This is a genomic window from Burkholderia sp. Tr-20355 (assembly GCF_017104685.1).
GTDB classification, from domain to species: domain Bacteria; phylum Pseudomonadota; class Gammaproteobacteria; order Burkholderiales; family Burkholderiaceae; genus Burkholderia; species Burkholderia seminalis.
The window spans coordinates 1-16,692 of record NZ_JAAGPK010000163.1 but is presented as its reverse complement, the minus strand read 5'-3'; the positions used below and the strand labels follow the sequence as shown (position 1 = coordinate 16,692).

Annotated in this window: 18 protein-coding genes and 1 pseudogene; 9 read left to right on the top strand and 10 right to left on the bottom strand. The window is 66.5% G+C overall.

Features of this window, described 5'->3' with window-relative positions:
• A partial coding sequence (locus G3N62_RS28720) for a DUF1841 family protein (RefSeq protein WP_206141366.1) occupies positions 1 to 422 on the top strand: 422 nt, incomplete at its 5' end.
• Positions 423 to 509: 87 nt separating this feature from the next.
• Here the strand turns inward: G3N62_RS28720 and G3N62_RS28715 are convergent.
• The gene (locus G3N62_RS28715) at positions 510 to 869 is read right to left on the bottom strand and encodes a cytochrome c (RefSeq protein WP_034190735.1); all 360 of its coding nucleotides are present in this window, start codon (positions 867 to 869) and stop codon (positions 510 to 512) included.
• Positions 870 to 909: 40 nt separating this feature from the next.
• Positions 910 to 1,269, bottom strand: coding sequence for a cytochrome c (locus G3N62_RS28710; protein ID WP_011885616.1), 360 nt, complete (start codon positions 1,267 to 1,269; stop codon positions 910 to 912).
• Between the two features lie 244 nt (positions 1,270 to 1,513).
• Between G3N62_RS28710 and G3N62_RS28705 the strand changes: the two genes are divergently transcribed.
• The 5 genes from G3N62_RS28705 (at position 1,514) to G3N62_RS28685 (ending at position 6,647) form a co-directional block, all read left to right on the top strand.
• Positions 1,514 to 2,356 carry a MoxR family ATPase gene (locus tag G3N62_RS28705; protein WP_021158556.1) on the top strand — a complete coding sequence of 281 codons (843 nt, stop codon included), beginning with the start codon at positions 1,514 to 1,516 and terminating at the stop codon, positions 2,354 to 2,356.
• A 25-nt stretch (positions 2,357 to 2,381) separates the two neighbouring features.
• Positions 2,382 to 3,557, top strand: coding sequence for a VWA domain-containing protein (locus tag G3N62_RS28700; protein WP_034190734.1), 1,176 nt, complete (start codon positions 2,382 to 2,384; stop codon positions 3,555 to 3,557).
• Between the two features lie 58 nt (positions 3,558 to 3,615).
• Positions 3,616 to 4,827, top strand: coding sequence for a benzoate/H(+) symporter BenE family transporter (locus G3N62_RS28695; RefSeq protein WP_034190733.1), 1,212 nt, complete (start codon positions 3,616 to 3,618; stop codon positions 4,825 to 4,827).
• A gap of 169 nt (positions 4,828 to 4,996) precedes the next feature.
• Positions 4,997 to 5,950, top strand: coding sequence for a transaldolase (tal, locus tag G3N62_RS28690; RefSeq protein WP_034190732.1), 954 nt, complete (start codon positions 4,997 to 4,999; stop codon positions 5,948 to 5,950).
• Between the two features lie 241 nt (positions 5,951 to 6,191).
• Entirely contained in the window at positions 6,192 to 6,647 is a 456-nt protein-coding gene (locus tag G3N62_RS28685; protein WP_034190731.1) for a VOC family protein, read from the top strand.
• 90 nt (positions 6,648 to 6,737) lie between these two features.
• On the opposite strand, the gene G3N62_RS28680 is transcribed toward G3N62_RS28685, so the two are convergent.
• From G3N62_RS28680 to G3N62_RS28670, 3 genes are all read right to left on the bottom strand, one after another.
• Positions 6,738 to 8,288, bottom strand: a complete 1,551-nt coding sequence (locus G3N62_RS28680; RefSeq protein WP_059558151.1) for a sodium:solute symporter family protein — start codon at positions 8,286 to 8,288, stop codon at positions 6,738 to 6,740.
• Positions 8,285 to 8,527 (bottom strand): DUF3311 domain-containing protein, encoded by a 243-nt coding sequence (locus G3N62_RS28675; protein WP_021158552.1) that lies wholly within the window; start codon positions 8,525 to 8,527, stop codon positions 8,285 to 8,287. Before G3N62_RS28675 ends, G3N62_RS28680 begins: the two co-directional genes overlap by 4 nt.
• A gap of 199 nt (positions 8,528 to 8,726) precedes the next feature.
• Complete coding sequence (locus tag G3N62_RS28670) at positions 8,727 to 9,644, bottom strand: spermidine synthase (protein WP_049031028.1); 918 nt, start codon at positions 9,642 to 9,644, stop codon at positions 8,727 to 8,729.
• Between the two features lie 136 nt (positions 9,645 to 9,780).
• Between G3N62_RS28670 and G3N62_RS28665 the strand changes: the two genes are divergently transcribed.
• The gene (locus G3N62_RS28665; RefSeq protein ID WP_082744701.1) at positions 9,781 to 10,035 is read left to right on the top strand and encodes a hypothetical protein; all 255 of its coding nucleotides are present in this window, start codon (positions 9,781 to 9,783) and stop codon (positions 10,033 to 10,035) included.
• A gap of 47 nt (positions 10,036 to 10,082) precedes the next feature.
• Here the strand turns inward: G3N62_RS28665 and G3N62_RS36115 are convergent.
• Positions 10,083 to 10,413 (bottom strand): annotated as a pseudogene (locus tag G3N62_RS36115) (DNA-deoxyinosine glycosylase); the annotation flags it as partial.
• A 155-nt stretch (positions 10,414 to 10,568) separates the two neighbouring features.
• Between G3N62_RS36115 and G3N62_RS28660 the strand changes: the two are divergent.
• Positions 10,569 to 11,264 carry a mobilization protein gene (locus tag G3N62_RS28660; protein WP_049031027.1) on the top strand — a complete coding sequence of 232 codons (696 nt, stop codon included), beginning with the start codon at positions 10,569 to 10,571 and terminating at the stop codon, positions 11,262 to 11,264.
• Positions 11,265 to 11,340: 76 nt separating this feature from the next.
• On the top strand, positions 11,341 to 12,144 hold the full coding sequence (locus G3N62_RS28655) for a hypothetical protein (protein ID WP_124670608.1): 804 nt from the start codon (positions 11,341 to 11,343) through the stop codon (positions 12,142 to 12,144).
• 35 nt (positions 12,145 to 12,179) lie between these two features.
• Here the strand turns inward: G3N62_RS28655 and G3N62_RS28650 are convergent, their stop codons facing one another.
• From G3N62_RS28650 to G3N62_RS28635, 4 genes are all read right to left on the bottom strand, one after another.
• Positions 12,180 to 12,656: a DNA-deoxyinosine glycosylase gene (locus tag G3N62_RS28650; protein WP_034190726.1), complete on the bottom strand. Its 477-nt coding sequence runs from the start codon at positions 12,654 to 12,656 to the stop codon at positions 12,180 to 12,182.
• The gene (locus G3N62_RS28645) at positions 12,656 to 13,255 is read right to left on the bottom strand and encodes a chorismate lyase (protein ID WP_124670607.1); all 600 of its coding nucleotides are present in this window, start codon (positions 13,253 to 13,255) and stop codon (positions 12,656 to 12,658) included. Before G3N62_RS28645 ends, G3N62_RS28650 begins: the two co-directional genes overlap by 1 nt.
• Before the next feature lie 8 nt (positions 13,256 to 13,263).
• Entirely contained in the window at positions 13,264 to 15,162 is a 1,899-nt protein-coding gene (gene htpG, locus G3N62_RS28640; protein WP_124670606.1) for a molecular chaperone HtpG, read from the bottom strand.
• A 153-nt stretch (positions 15,163 to 15,315) separates the two neighbouring features.
• On the bottom strand, positions 15,316 to 16,692 hold a 1,377-nt coding region (locus G3N62_RS28635), incomplete at its 5' end, for a PLP-dependent aminotransferase family protein (protein WP_206141365.1).

Sequence of the window (16,692 nt, the reverse complement as noted above, 5' to 3'; positions counted from 1 at the left end):
GTCGCGACGACGTGCGTCGCTTTTTCACCGAGACCTGGCGCAAGCAGCGCGCGGGCGAGATCCTGACGCCGCTGGAAGCGATGGCCGCCGACTGGATCGTCGAGCATCCCGAATACCACGACGAACTAGCCGACGCCGACGGCGCGGCCGCGCGCAACTACACGCCCGAGGAAGGCCGGACGAACCCGTTCCTGCACCTGTCGATGCACCTCGCGATCAGCGAGCAGCTGTCGATCGACCAGCCGCCCGGCATCCGCGCCGCGCACGACAAGCTGGCCGCGAAGCTCGACTCGACCCACGACGCGCAACACGCGATCATGGAATGCCTCGGCGAAACGATCTGGGAAGCGCAGCGCACGAACACGCCGCCCGATACCGACGCGTACCTGCAGCGCATCCTGCGCCGCGCGTCCCGCGACTGAGCGCCGGGACCGGCCCGATCGCGGACAAAAAAATACCCCGCCGAGGCGGGGCATGCTTGCTGCGCGGGCCGCCGAGGCCCGGCACGCTTACTTCTTGAACACGAGGTCGGTTTCCTTCAGCGACTCGATGTAGGCCGCGATGTCCTTCATGTCGCTGACCGACAGGTTCTGCACCTGGGCCTGCATGATCGCGTTGTTGCGGCCGAGCAGCGGGTTCGTCAGCCCCATCTGGTACTGGCGCATCGACCACACGAGGTAGTCGGCGTGCTGGCCGGCCAGGCGCGGATATTCGGCGTTGATCGGCTTGTTCAGCTGCGCGCCGTGGCAGGCCGCGCAGTTGTGCGACTCGACCAGTTCCTTGCCCTTCGAGATGTCCGCTGCGTGCGCGGTACCGATCGCGAGGCCGGCCGCCAGTGCAACCGCCGCCGTCTTGAATGCGTTGTTCATGAATGCTCCTGTCCCGCCGGGAAGATCGGCGGCGCGCGCTTTACTTGTAGGGATTGTCCTTCGTGTCGGCCTTCTGGGCGGCGTAGTAGGCCGCCAGATCCGCGATGTCCTGGTCCGTCAGCGAACCGGCGATCGCATTCATCGACGGGAAGTGACGATCCTTCTTGCGGTAGGCCTTCAGCGCGTTCTCGAGGTATTGCTGGTTCTGGCCGCCCAGGACAGGCACCCGGTAGACCTCCGGATACGCCGCGCGGTAGTCCTGGATGCCGTGGCAACCGATACACATGGCGGCCTTGCTCGCCCCGTCCTTCGGGTTGCCGACCACACCGGCCGCCTGCGCGCTGCCCGCGAGCGCCACGAGCGCTGCGACAACGACGTGTTTGCCGACGAATTTGTTCATAGCTCTTGTAACCTAGCTTGAGGGGAAACTGGCGCCGAAGCGGCAACGGCCCGCGCCGTTTTGCTTGTCGGTCGCCACGCAGGCCAAAAAAAACGGCCAGATTGTACCGCGTCGGCAGGGAACGCGTCCATACGGCGCCCCCGTTCGCCCCGCCACAGCCCCGCAACGATACGCGGGCGCGGCCCAACCGGACAGCCCTTCTGACTTATACTGGGTTTTTTTCCCGATGAAGAAGAGCGCCGCCATGCGTTTCGAAGGGTCCTCGCACTACGTCGCCACCGACGATCTGAAGCTCGCGGTCAATGCCGCGCTGACGCTGCAACGCCCGCTGCTGATCAAGGGCGAGCCCGGCACCGGCAAGACCATGCTCGCAGAGGAAGTGGCCGCCGCGCTCGACATGCCGCTGCTGCAGTGGCACATCAAGTCGACCACCAAGGCGCAGCAGGGCCTGTACGAATACGACGCGGTGTCGCGGCTGCGCGATTCGCAGCTCGGCGACGAGCGCGTGAAGGACATCTCGAACTACATCGTGAAGGGCGTGCTGTGGCAGGCGTTCGACGCCGAGCATCCGAGCGTGCTGCTGATCGACGAGATCGACAAGGCCGACATCGAATTCCCGAACGACCTGCTGCGCGAGCTCGACCGGATGGAATTCCACGTGTACGAGACGCGCGAGACGGTGCGCGCGAAGCACCGCCCGCTCGTGATCATCACGTCGAACAACGAAAAGGAGCTGCCCGACGCGTTCCTGCGCCGCTGCTTCTTCCACTACATCCAGTTTCCCGACCCGTCGACGATGCAGAAGATCGTCGCGGTGCACTTTCCCGACATCCGCGAGGAGCTGCTGCGCGCGGCGCTCGAGAGTTTCTTCGAATTGCGCGGCGTGTCGGGCCTGAAGAAGAAGCCGTCGACGTCCGAGCTGCTCGACTGGCTCAAGCTGCTGCTCGCCGAGAACATCCCGGCCGACGCGCTGCGCGGCGCGGACGCGAAGCAGATCGTGCCGCCGCTCGCGGGCGCGCTGCTGAAGAACGAGCAGGATCTGAGCCTGCTCGAACGGCTCGTCTACATGAACCGGCACAACCGGTAATCCACTCACCCGCGAAGGCCCGGCCATGCTGCTCAATTTCTTCTACGCGCTGCGCGCAGCCAAGCTGCCCGTCTCGGTGAAGGAATACCTGACGCTGCTCGAATCGCTGAAGGCCGGGCTGATCTCGCCGTCGATCGACGCGTTCTACTTCCTCGCGCGGATGACGCTCGTCAAGGACGAGCAGTATTTCGACAAGTTCGACCAGGCGTTCGGCGCGTATTTCCACGGCGTGTCCGCGCTGCCGTCCGAGGCGTTCGACATTCCGCTCGACTGGCTCGAGAAGCGCCTCGAGCGCGAGCTGTCGCCGGAGGAAAAGGCGCAGATCGAGGCGATGGGCGGGCTCGACAAGCTGATGGAGCGGCTGAAGGCGCTGCTCGACGAGCAGAAGGAACGCCACGAAGGCGGCAACAAGTGGATCGGCACGGGCGGCACGTCGCCGTTCGGGCACGGCGGCTACAACCCCGAAGGCGTGCGCATCGGCGGCCCGTCGAACGGCAACCGCACCGCGGTGAAGGTGTGGGAGGCACGCGCCTATCGCGACTACGACGATTCGGTCGAGATCGGCACGCGCAACATCAAGGTCGCGCTGCGGCGGCTGCGCCGCTTCGCGCGCGAAGGCGCGGCGGAAGAGCTCGACCTGCCCGGCACGATCCGCAGCACGGCCGCGAACGCGGGCTGGCTCGACCTGCGGATGGTGCCCGAGCGCCACAACAACGTGAAGGTGCTGATGCTGCTCGACGTCGGCGGCTCGATGGACGACCACATCAAGCGCACCGAAGAGCTGTTCTCGGCCGCGAAGGCCGAATTCAAGCATCTCGAATTCTTCTACTTCCACAACTGCGTGTACGACCACCTGTGGAAGAACAACCGCCGCCGCCACTCGGAGCGCACCGCGACGTGGGACGTGCTGCACAAGTTCACGCCCGACTACAAGCTGATCTTCGTCGGCGACGCGACGATGAGCCCGTACGAAGTGCTGCAGCCCGGCGGCTCGGTCGAATACAACAACCCGGAGGCCGGCGCCGTATGGCTGCGCCGGCTGGCCGACCAGTTCCCCCATCATGCATGGCTGAACCCCGAGCCCGAGCGGCTATGGGAGTACCGGCAGTCGGTCGCGGTGATCCGCGACCTGCTCGGCCATCGCATGTATCCGCTCACGCTCGCGGGCCTCGAAACCGCGATGCGCGCACTCAGCAAGTAACGCCACCCCACTCGCACCAAACAAGGGCCGCGTCCGAGCGGCCTCCCCCGGAGATAGCATGAATCCCTCGCCCACCGCGAGCGCCAGCCGCGCCGGCGGCCGCCGCTTTTTCGCCGATACGTCCGTGTCGGCGCTCGTCGCCGGCTTCGTCGCGATGATGACCGGCTACACGAGTTCGCTCGTGCTGATGTTCCAGGCCGGCCGCGCCGCCCACCTCACCGATGCGCAGATCTCGTCGTGGATCTGGGCGCTGTCGATCGGCATGGCGCTGACGACGATCGGCCTGTCGCTGCGGTTTCGCGCGCCCGTCGTCGTCGCGTGGTCGACGCCCGGCGCCGCGCTGCTGATCGCGTCGCTGCCCGGCGTGCCCTACGCCGAGGCGATCGGCGCGTTCGTCGTGTGCGCGCTGCTGCTGACGGCCGTCGGCATGAGCGGCCTGTTCGACACGCTGATGCGCCGGATTCCGGCCGGCATCGCCGCCGCGCTGCTCGCGGGCATCCTGTTCGAGATCGGCATCGAGATCTTTCGCGCCGCGCAGTTCCAGACCGCGCTCGTGCTCGCGATGTTCTTCACCTACCTGATCGTCAAGCGGCTCGCGCCGCGTTATGCGATCGTGACCACGCTGATCGTCGGCACGGCGGTGGCCGGCGGCCTCGGCCTGCTCGACTTCAGCCGCTTCCACATCGCGCTCGCGCAACCGGTGTTCACGATGCCCGCGCTCTCGATCGCGTCGATCGTCAGCATCGGCATTCCGCTGTTCGTCGTCGCGATGGCGTCGCAGAACGTGCCGGGCATCGCGGTGCTGCGCGCGGACGGCTACCCGACACCGTCGTCGCCGCTGATCGCGACGACCGGCCTCGCGTCGCTGCTGCTCGCGCCGTTCGGCTCGCACGGCGTGAACCTCGCGGCGATCACGGCCGCGATCTGTACGGGCCCCGAAGCGCACGAGGATCACGCGAAGCGCTACACGGCCGCCGTGTGGTGCGGCATGTTCTACCTGGTCGCCGGCATCTTCGGCGCGACGATCGCCGCGCTGTTCGCGGCGCTGCCGAAGGCGCTCGTGGTATCGGTCGCCGCGCTCGCGCTGTTCGGCTCGATCATGAGCGGGCTCGCGAACGCGATGCAGGACGTGAAGCAGCGCGAGGCCGCGCTCGTCACGTTCATGGTCACCGCGTCGGGCCTCACGCTGCTGTCGATCGGCTCGGCGTTCTGGGGGCTCGTCGCGGGGATCGTCACGCAGGTGATCCTGAACGCGCGGCGCCCCGCGTGACGCGGCTCGCGGCCTGTCGCGGCGTGCCTCGGGCACGCCAAAACGTGCTCGACACGAATCGGGCCTAAAATGATGGATCCGGAAGCGGCGCCGCGCGCCGCTTCGCTTCGCCGCCGCGCTCGCGCGGCCCGTGAGAACCCGGCGCCCCGCGCCCTTCTTCCGAATCGCCATGACTACCGCACTCGACCAGCTGAAGCAGTACACGACCGTCGTCGCCGACACGGGCGACTTCCAGCAGCTTGCGCAATACAAGCCGCAGGACGCGACCACGAACCCGTCGCTGATCCTGAAGGCCGTCCAGAAGGATGCGTACAAGCCGATCCTCGAGAAAACCGTCCGCGATCACCGCAACGAAAGCACCGATTTCATCATCGACCGCCTGCTGATCGCCTTCGGCACCGAGATCCTGAAGCTGATCCCGGGCCGTGTGTCGACCGAAGTCGACGCGCGCCTGTCGTTCGACACGCAACGCTCGATCGACAAGGGCCGCGAGCTCATCAAGCTGTACGAAGCAGCCGGCATCGGCCGCGACCGCATCCTGATCAAGCTCGCGTCGACGTGGGAAGGCATCCGCGCGGCCGAGGTGCTGCAGAAGGAAGGGATCAAGTGCAACATGACCCTGCTTTTCTCGCTCGTGCAGGCCGCCGCGTGCGCGGAAGCCGGCGCGCAACTGATCTCGCCGTTCGTCGGCCGCATCTACGACTGGTACAAGAAACAGGCCGGCGCGGAATGGAACGAAGAGAAGGACGGCGGCGCGAACGATCCGGGCGTGCAGTCGGTGCGCCGCATCTACACGTACTACAAGACGTTCGGCTACAAGACCGAAGTGATGGGCGCGAGCTTCCGCACCACGAGCCAGATCACCGAACTCGCCGGCTGCGACCTGCTGACCATCAGTCCCGATTTGCTGCAGAAGCTGCAGGACAGCAACGAGACGGTCGCGCGCAAGCTGTCGCCGGAATCGCTGCAGGACAAGCCGTCCGAGCGCGTCGCGATCGACGAGGCGTCGTTCCGCTTCCAGCTGAACGACGAAGCGATGGCGACCGAGAAGCTCGCGGAAGGCATCCGCGTATTCGCCGCCGACGCGGTGAAGCTCGAGAAGCTGATCGACGCGCTGCGCTGACCCGCCACGCGCGTCAGCGGCTGTCAGCAACACGGGCAACAGCCGTCGGCAAGCACGCCGCACACGGCCGCGAACGGGATGTTCGCGGCCGTTTTTATTTTTCATTCCATCGTCAAGCGCGCGCACTACAATCCACGTCACGGGTGCGGCGGCCGCCTCCCGCTGCGCCCTTCCCCAGTCAATCTTGCACGACGCCGAACCCGCGCCGACGCGCTGGCACGGCCCATTACAGGAGACAACGATGCAAGTCCAACCGTACCTGACGTTCTACGGTCGCGCCGACGAAGCCCTTCAGTTCTACGAAAAGGCGCTCGGTGCGAAGACGATGTTCAAGATGCACTTCAAGGATGGGCCGCCGAACCCCGACCACCCGATGTCGCCGGAGATGGCCGACAAGGTGATGCACGCGAGCTTCACGATCGGCGACTCGATGATCATGTGCTCGGACGGCGACTGCAGCCAGCCGGCCGGCGCCGCGCACGCCGGTTATTCGCTGTCGCTGAACCCGGCGACGGTCGACGAAGGGCAGAAGCTGTTCAATGCGCTCGCCGACGGCGGCGAAGTGACGATGCCGTTCGGCAAGACGTTCTGGGCGCTCGGCTTCGGGATGGCGAAGGATCGTTTCGGCGTGCACTGGATGGTCAACGTCGAGGACCTGTCGCAACGCGAGGCACTCGCGAAACACGCGCAGGGCTGATGCAAGAGGAACGCCCGCCACGTTGCGGTGGCGGGCGTTTTCGTTGCCGCGCGACGCATGCGCGGCACACCGCCGCGCATGCCGCCGCCGTCAGCCCTCGACGACGTCGAGATAGTCCTCCGGCCGCGTGCGGTCTTCCGCGTGCGCCATGCCCATCACGCGCACCAGCACGCTCACCGCCACCGCCACCACCAGGTTCACGATCAGCGACCAGACGGCCGCGTAGCCGGGAATCGCGAGGCCGAACAGGTGGATCGTGAAGATCGAGCCGGCCAGCTTCAGCGAAATCGCCATCCACGTGCCGCACACGATGCCTGCCGCCCAGCCGGCCAGCAAACCGCGATGGTCGAGCATGCGCGTGTACAGGCCGAGCACGATCGCTGGCAGCGTCTGGATGATCCAGATCCCGCCGAGCAGCTGCAGCTGGATCGCGTAGGTCAGCGGCAGCCCGAGGATAAACGCGACCGCGCCGACCTTCACGATCAGCGACACGAGCTTCGCGACGTGCGTCTCCTGCTCGTGCGTCATGTTGCGGTTCACGAACTCGCGGTGGATGTTGCGCGTGTACAGGTTCGCGGCCGCGATCGACATGATCGCCGCCGGCACCAGCGCACCGATGCCGATCGCCGCGAACGCGACGCCGACGAACCACGACGGGAAGTACTCGAGGAACAGCGCGGGCACCGCGAAGTTCGGACCGAACGCCTTGAAGTACGGCGCGTACTGCGGCATGTCCTTCACGCCCGACGCGAGCGCCATGTAGCCGAGCAGCGCGAGCAGGCCGAGCACGAACGAGTACGCGGGCAGCATCGCCATGTTGCGGCGAATCGAGTTGCCCGACGACGACGACAGGATCGCCGTGACCGAGTGCGGGTACAGGAACAGCGCGAGCGCCGAGCCGATCGCGAGCGTCGCGTACGCGCTGTAGCCGTTCAGGCTCGCCGCATCGGGCGCCTTCAGCAGCAGCTTCGCCGGCGGCACGCTCGCGAAGATGTGCCCGAAGCCGCCGAGCTTCGCCGGGATCACGACGACCGCCGCCGCGATCGTGATGTAGATCAGGATGTCCTTCACGATCGCGATCATGGCCGGGGCACGCAGCCCCGACGTGTACGTGTACGCGGCGAGGATCGCGAACGCGATGATCAGCGGCAGGTCGCCGACGAAGCCGGTCGTGTCGAAGCCGAGCGCGCCGATCACCACTTCGATGCCGACGAGCTGCAGCGCGATGTACGGCATCGTCGCGACGATGCCCGTCACCGCGATCGCCAGCGCGAGCATCCGGCTGCCGTAGCGCGCGTTGACGAAGTCGGCGGACGTCACGTAGCCGTGCCGCTTCGCGATGCTCCACAGCTTCGGGAACACGACGAACGCGAACGGATAGATCAGGATCGTATAAGGCAGCGCGAAGAAGCCCATCGCGCCGGCGCCGAACACGAGCGCGGGCACCGCGACGAACGTGTAGGCCGTGTAGAGGTCGCCGCCGAGCAGGAACCACGTGACGATCGTGCCGAAGCGGCGCCCGCCGAGGCCCCATTCGTCGAGATGGGCGAGATCGCCGCGCCGCCAGTTCGCGGCCAGGAAACCGATGATCGTGACGCCGATGAACAGCAGGACGAAGACGAAGGTTGCGCCGAGATTCATCGCGCACCTCCCTGCGGGCCGCTCGCCTTCCACGCGTTCTTGGTCTTGAAGTACACGAACGCGGTGATCACCGCACTGATGAAGACCCAAAGCAGCTGATACCAGTAGAAAAACGGAAAACCGAACATCTGCGGTTCGATCTTGCTGTACGACGGTACCCAGACCATCGCAATCAGCGGCAGTACCAGCAGCCAGAGCCAGCGCTTCGCGGCCCGGTTGGCGTCGGCATCGTGAGCCATGACGTCTCCTCTTCTTTCCCGGATATCGATCTTGTTGAGCGGGTACGGCGCCGGGAGGAGCGGCGAAACGGGTAGGCTGCGGCTCCCCTGGCTTCGCGCCAGTATAGGAGCCGCGAGCACGCGGTCAAGCAGGGGCGAACCCGAGGTGATCCGCCCCTTGTCGCATGGTTGCACCGGGCTGCCGCCGGTGCGTGAAGCGTCAGATCGCGAACGAGGTGTCGCGTGCGCCGGTCGTTTCTTTCAAAGCTTTCACCCACTTGCGCGCGGGCAGCTTCAGCGTGTCCTCGATCAGCTTCGCGCGGGCGTCGAGCTGCGCGAACGGCACGTCGAGCGCCGGGCCCGAGAACGCGATCGCGATCCGGTTGCCGTCGTGCACTTCGGGCAGCGCGATCACGCGATGATCGAACGCCGCGTTCAGGTGCTTCATGTTGCGCACGAAGCTCGGATGATCGCCGAACAGGTTGATCGTCGCGATGCCCGCCTCCGCGAGACAGCCGCGCACCGCGCGGTAGAACGCGACGCTGTCGAGCACGGGGCCGCGCGCGGTCGCGTCGTACAGGTCGATCTGGATCGCGCCCGTCGTGCCGCGGTTGGCCGGGTCGTTGACGAAGTCCCACGCGTCGGCTTCATGCACGACGAGGCGCGCGTCGTCGGGCGGCAGCGCGAACATCGTGCGCGCGGCGACGATCACGGCCGGATTCAGTTCGACGGCCTCGACCTTCGCGTCCGGCAGGAAACGGTGCGAGAACTTGGTCAGCGCGCCGGTACCGAGCCCGAGCTGGACGATCCGCTCGGGCGTTTCGAGGAACAGCAGCCATGCCATCATCTGCTGCGCGTATTCGAGCTCGATGGCGAGCGGCTTCGAGATCCGCATCGCGCCCTGCACCCATTCGGTACCGAAGTGCAGGAAGCGCACGCCGCCTTCTTCGGAGAACGTAACGGGCGCGAAGCGCGGCTTGCGCGGCGCTTCGAGCACCGGCACGTCGTCGTGTTCGTCGATGTCCGGGCGACGCTTCACGCGCGGCGGCTGGAGCTTTTCGGAGCCGTTGTACGAGGACGGCTTGCCTTGCTTGAATGCACGCGCCTCGGCGGACGCGCGCTTGATCAGTCGGGTCATGATTGAATCTCGCTGGGTGATGCTGGTTTTGGCGGACGAGAGGATAGCATTGGCGCGTGATGGCGGCCGCGACGCGCGGTGCACGATCCCGGATGCCGTCAACGCGAGGCTGCCTTCATCGATCGAAGGAGGACACATGACATCGAACGACAGGAAGATCTGGTTTCCGGCGAAACGCTACGGCTGGGGATGGGGTTTGCCGGTCGCGTGGCAGGGCTGGGTCGTGCTGCTGCTGTTCGCGGCCGGCATCATCGCGACTGCGTGGCGGGTGCCGCCGCAACGCTCGCCGCTTGCATACGCCGTTTGCATCGCGGTGTGGGTCGCGCTGCTGATTGCGGTGTGCTGGCTCAAAGGCGAGAAGCCCCGGTGGCGATGGGGCGAGGACGATTGACGATCGTGCCGAACCGGCATCGGCCGTCGACACCGGAATTCCAGCCCCCGCTCGAACGACGGCATTGCCTTCGCCGGGCTCGACGAAGGCAGCACGAGCGTCTCGTACCCGGCCTGGCCGATCACGTCGGCAAAGCGCCCCGCCGTCTTGCCGTTGACGCACACGCGCTTCAGCCGGCGCATGCTCGCGCGACGAATCGAAATCGTTCGGTCTTGCTTTCCGGATCGCCGAATCGAGACTGCCCTGGCGATGGCAGGCATCGAGCACGTCCCGGATGCCGATGCCATGCGAAGGCACGCACACGAGCCGCGCGTCGTACGACAGCGCATGCAGCATCGGCTCGCCGAGCACCGCGCCGAACAGCCGCCAGAACGGGTTGCCATTTTGTTCAGTTTGACATCGGCGTCGGTCAGACAGCATGCTGCTGTCGCACCTGCATGCTCTTTCGACGTGACCTGTACGCAGTATCGTCATCGAAGCCTGCCAACATCCGTTCCGGCCATACCTGCTCCATCACACGGGATTTCGCATTCATGAGTCACATCCACTTCATCGGCGGGGAAAAAGGCGGCGTCGGCAAATCGCTCGCCGCCCGTGTGCTGGCCCAGTATTTCATCGATCGGAGCGTGCCCTTCGTGGGCTTCGATACCGACCGATCGCACGGCGCGCTACTGCGGTTCTATGCCGATTTTGCCGCGCCTGCCGTGCTCGACCAGCACGACAGCCTCGATCCGGTCATGGAATCGGCGCTCGAAGATCCGCAGCGGCGCATACTGGTCGACCTCGCGGCCCAGACGCGGCAGTCGCTCGCAAGATGGCTCGACGATTCGGACGTGCTGGATTTTGCCGCAGAACACGGCCTCACGTTGACGTGGTGGCACGTGATGGACACCGGGCGCGATTCGGTCGATCTGCTGCGGCAATGGCTCGACGAATTCGGTGGACGAATCAAGCTGGTGCTGGTACTGAATGAAGTTCGCGGCGATCGCTTCGAGATTCTGGAGGCGTCCGGCGAACGCGAGCGGGCCGAGGCCCTCGGCGCCAGCGTGATTACGCTGCGCCGCCTGCCCGATACGACGATGCAGAAGATCGATCGTCAAAGCGCGAGCTTCTGGGCGGCGGTCAATCATCCCGACCGCGCCGCCACGGGGCTCGGCTTGCTGGAGCGGCAGCGCGTCAAGGTCTGGCTGCATCGTACTTACGAGGAGCTGGGCACGCTCGCCTTGTAGTGCGGGGCCGCTGCGACGGCGCGGCGGGTGCGGCGAGTGGCCGGAATGGCTCATGCGGGGAAACTTGGAGGTTGCGATGGCCGATCACGACAGACTGCATCCACTCCGTCCGTTCCTGAAAAATTGGGTTTGGGAGCACGGCCGGATCGGGACGCGCTATCTCGACTGCGTCGATGGCGAAATCAAGTTCGATGCAGGCAAGAAATCGCATTTCGCTGCCGAGCAATATATCTACGTGCCGCTGGGCAAGAACACTGACGACGACGCATCCGCGGAGGGTCCCGCGATCCACGAGGAAGGACTTGCCCGCTTTTTGCGGGCTGCGCAGCTGGGAACGCCAGGGGAAGCCGGTTCCGTAGCGGAGGTTCAGCGTGCGGTGCAGGACTGCGTGGAAATCGGCCTGTTCAGCGCGTATCAATGGGAGGCTCGACAGGCATTTGCCCGCTACGCGCAGGAACCCATGTTCGAGGACGAGATCCGCGCGGCGGTCGTCGACGACATCCGGCGAACGTACGTCGCCATGCGAGAGCAGCTGGCGCTGTACGACTTCAGTGTGCTCTACGGCTTGCCCACGCCGCTGCTGATCAGCGATACACCCTTCATCGACTGGCGCGTGATCGCCAGTCCGGCACTTCCGTTCGTCTCGCTTCCGCTGGGACCTTACTGCCTGCTGGTGGGCGCGCCGTCGGGCAGGAGTAGCCGAATCGGCCCGGTGGTCTGGAAGGCCGCTGCCGCGATGGGCCCGTTGAAGGACCACAACCGCCGGATCGAAGAGCACGCGCGTCTGTGGCTGGTGGCGACCACCGACGACCCACTCGTCGCCGCACAGGGTCGCATCACCGCGGCCAGGAGCGCCAGGCACCTGCCGCCGCCCGCCTGATAGCGCTGCTTCACCGACCCGGCCTCCACCGCGCCTCAGGTGCGAAGTGCACGCCAGAGCACCAGTTTCTGTTCGAACGACAACGTCGCGTTCGCTGGACTCGACGAAGGCAACACGAGCGTTTCATAACCCGCCGCGCCGATTACATCGGCAAACCGCCCCGCCGTCTTGCCGTTGAAGCAGACTTTCTTCAGCAACGGCGCGTGCTCGCGCAACGAAGCAAAGTCGTTCGGCTTCGCATTCCGGATCGCCGAATCGAGACTGCCTTGTCGATGGCAGGCATCGAGCACGTCCCAGACGCCGATGCCGTGCGCAAGCACGCGTTCGAGCCGTGCGTCATACGCGAGTTCGTGCAGCCCGGGTTCGCCGAGCACCGCGCCGAGCAGCCGCCAGAACTGGTTGCGTGGATGCGCGTAGTACTGCGCGGCATCGAGCGACGCCTCGCCCGGAAAGCTCCCGAGGATCATCGTGTGCGTATCCGGCGCGACGACCGGCGGAAAACCCCGCAGCATCACGCGTCCCCACGCGGCCCGACGGAGCGCGGCCCGTCGCCGTGCGCGGCGAGATGGCGCCACAGCGCCGGCAGCATGCACTCGGTGACCATCAGCGGCTTGCCGTGACGCTGAAACACCGAACGCCGCGCCGCGAACGCATGCGGCGCGCGCGCGCCGATGCCGAGCGCATGGCTCGCGAGCGCATACAGCGGATGACCGGCGATCACGCGCCGGCTGACGAGCGCCGAGCGCTCGACCTGCGGATCGCTGTACAACAGCTCCGCGAGCGGCCGCGTGCGCAGCCGCCGCATCGCCTGCCACACGCCCTTGCTGGCCGCGAGCGGCGCGATGCTGTGCGCGGCGACGTACGGCACGCCGTCGACCGACAGGATCACCTCGCGCACCCACATCGGCGCGCGCGACGCACAGGCAAGCGCGTCCGGCTCGTCGAACCACGGACCGTCGACGGCCTCGCGCGTCACGCGCACGCTCACGCGGCCGAGCCGCGCGAGATGGGCCGTCAGCGATCCGCCGCGCGTCAGCCAGTCGCGCTGGTCGAGCGAGCAGCCCGGCCGCGGCGTCTCGCGCCAGCCGGCCTGACCGCCGTCGAATCGCATGCGCGGATTCACGCGGCGCGCGACAGCAGCAGCGCGTTGGTCCGCTTCACGAAGCTCGCCGGATCGTCGAGCATGCCGCCTTCGGCCAGCAGCGCCTGATCGAACAGCAGATGGCACCAGTCGCCGAAATCGGCGCTGTCGGCGTTCAGCTGCTTCACGAGCGCATGATCGGGATTGATCTCGAGGATCGGCTGCATCGCCGGCGCGTTCTGCCCTGCGGCCTTCAGCATCCGCTGCAGGTAGCCGCTCATGTCGTTGTCGTCCGCGACGAGGCACGACGGCGAATCGGTCAGGCGGAACGTGACGCGCACTTCCTTCACCTTGTCGCCGAGCGCTTCCTTCATCTTCTCGACGACCGGCTTGATCGCTTCGCCCGCCTGCTCCTGCGCCTTCTTCTCCTCGTCGTTCAGCTCGCCGAGATCGAGATCGCCGCGGGCCACGCTCGCGAGCGGCTTGCCGTCGAATTCATGCAGGAACGACAGCATCCATTCGTCGACGCGATCGGTCAGCAGCAGCACCTCGACGCCCTTCTTGCGGAACACTTCGAGGTGCGGGCTGTTCTTCGCGGCCTGCCACGTATCGGCGGTCACGTAGTAGATCTTGCTCTGCTCGGGCTTCATGCGCGACACGTAGTCGGCGAGCGACACGTCCTGAGCGTCGGTGTCGCCGTGCGTCGACGCGAAGCGCAGCAGCTTCGCGATGCGCTCGCGGTTCGCGTGATCCTCGCCGAGGCCTTCCTTCAGCACCTGGCCGAACGCGCCCCAGAACGTCTTGTACTTTTCCTTGCCGGTTTCGTCTTCCGCATTGGCGAGCTCCTCGAGCATCGACAGCGCGCGCTTGGTCACGCCTTCGCGGATCGCCTTCACGTCGCGGCTTTCCTGCAGGATCTCGCGCGACACGTTCAGCGGCAGGTCGGCCGAATCGACGACGCCCTTCACGAAACGCAGGTATTGCGGCAGCAGTTGCTCGGCGTCGTCCATGATGAACACGCGCTTCACGTACAGCTTCAGGCCGCCGCGATAGTCGCGGTTCCACAGGTCGAACGGCGCGTGCGACGGCACGAACAGCAGTTGCGTGTATTCGCTGCGGCCCTCGACGCGGTTGTGCGTCCAGGTGAGCGGATCCTGGTGATCGTGCGCGATGTGCTGGTAGAACTGCGTGTACTGCTCGTCGGTGACGTCGCTCTTCGAACGCGTCCACAGCGCGCTCGCCTGGTTGACGGTCTCGTCCTCGTCCTTCAGGACCATCTCGCCCTTTTCCTGATCCCATTCTTCCTTGCGCATCAGGATCGGCAGCGCGATGTGGTCGGAGTACTTCTGGATGATCGACCGCAGGCGGTGCGACGACAGCAGCTCGTCCTCGCCCTCGCGCAGGTGCAGCGTGATCGTCGTGCCGCGCTGCGCGCGCTCGATCGCGTCGATCGTGAAGTCGCCCTCGCCCGCGCTTTCCCAGCGCACGGCTTGGTTCGCCGGCAGGCCGGCGCGGCGCGTCTCGACGGTGATCTTGTCCGCGACGATGAAGCCCGAGTAGAAACCGACGCCGAACTGGCCGATCAGCGCCGCGTCCTTCTGCTGGTCGCCCGACAGCTTCGTGAAGAATTCGTTGGTGCCCGAGCGCGCGATCGTGCCGAGGTTCGCGATCGCCTCGTCGCGGCTCATGCCGATGCCGTTGTCGTCGATCGTGATGGTGCGCGCGGCCTTGTCGTAGCCGATGCGGATGCGCAGGTTCGGATCGTTCTCGTACAGCGCGTTGTCCGCGAGCGCTTCGAAACGCAGCTTGTCGACCGCGTCGGACGCGTTCGACACCAGTTCGCGCAGGAAGATTTCCTTGTTGCTGTAGAGCGAATGGATCATCAGGTGGAGGAGTTGCTTGACCTCTGCCTGAAAGCTCATCGTTTCATGTGCCATGGATGCTGTTTCCTCTTACTTGAACAGGGATGGTGTGGCGCAGGCGCCCGGGGCGCGATGCCCGCGAGTCCGTGGAGGACGACCGCCCGGCGCCAGCGGTTTGCGCGCGTATCTGGGGACGGCGCGCGCGATTTCAAGACACGACGCGCCGCGTCACGACGCGCGCCGCACCGCCGAGTCGATATAGCCGGCCAGCAGCCCCGGCAGCGCCGGATCGCCGCAGTTCGCGACATTGAAGCGCATCCAGGTCGACGGCGACTGCTGCGGCGAGAACAGGCTGCCCGGCGTCAGCAGGAAGCCGGCCTCGTGCGCGACCGCCGCGAGCGCGTCCGAATCGACGCCCGTGTCGGCCCACAGGAACATCCCGGCCGCCGGCATCGTGAACAGCCCGAGCCCGGTGCGCTCGAGCATCCGCGCGGTCTTGTCGCGCACGCCGTCGAGCCGCGCGCGCAGCCGCTCGACGTGGCGCCGGTAATGCCCTTCGGTCAGGATCTTGTACAGCACGCGCTCGTTGAGCTCGGGCGTCGTCATCCCGACCAGCATCTTCTGGTCGGTGACCGCCTTCGCGATCTCCGGCGCGCACGCCACGTAACCGACCCGCAGGTTCGCCGCGAGCGTCTTCGAATAGCTGCCGAGGTAGATCACGCGCTTCAACTGGTCGAGGCTCGCGAGGCGCGTGGCCGGATAACTCGGCGGGCAAAGGTCGCCGTACACGTCGTCCTCGACGACGAGGAAATCGTACGCCTCCGCGAGCTTCAGGATCCGGAACGCCTGCGCGGCCGACAACGACGTGCCGGTCGGGTTCTGCAGCACCGAGTTGATCACGAGCATCTTCGGCCGCCACATCTGCACCAGCGTTTCGAGCGCGTCGAGATCGGGGCCGTCGGGCGTGTACGGCATCCCGACGAGCTGCGCGCCCTGCGCCGCGAAGCGCCCGAACATCTGGAACCACGCGGGATCGCCGACGATCACCGCGTCGCCGGGCCGCATGTAGATCCGCGAAATCAGGTCGATCGCCTGCGTGATTCCCGAGACGAGCACGATCTGCTCGGGTTTCGCGCCGATCTCGACTTCGGCGAGGCGCGTCTGCAGTTGCTGGCGCAGCGGCAGGAAGCCCTGCGCGGTGCCGAAACCGAGCATCTGCGCGCCCGACTGGCGCCCCAGCGCGCGCAGCGCGCCGGTGATCAGCTCGCCGTCGAGCCAGCGGCCCGGCAGGTAGCCGAGGCCCGGCCCCTTCTCCGGGCTGACGGTGTGCAGCATGTTGCGCAGCAGCCAGACGACGTCGATCGTGTTGTGCACGGGCGCGGCCTCGGCCACGCGCGCGACGCCGTCGGCCGGCTGCGGGCCGGCGCCCGTGCGCTCGCGCACGTAGAAGCCCGAGCCGCGCCGCGAGTCGAGGTAGCCCTGCGCGACGAGGCGCTCGTACGCCTCGACGACGGTTAAACGCGACACGCTCTTGTCGAGCGCGAGCTTGCGGATCGACGGCATCCGCATGCCGGGACGGAACACGCGTTCGTCGATGCGCCGCCA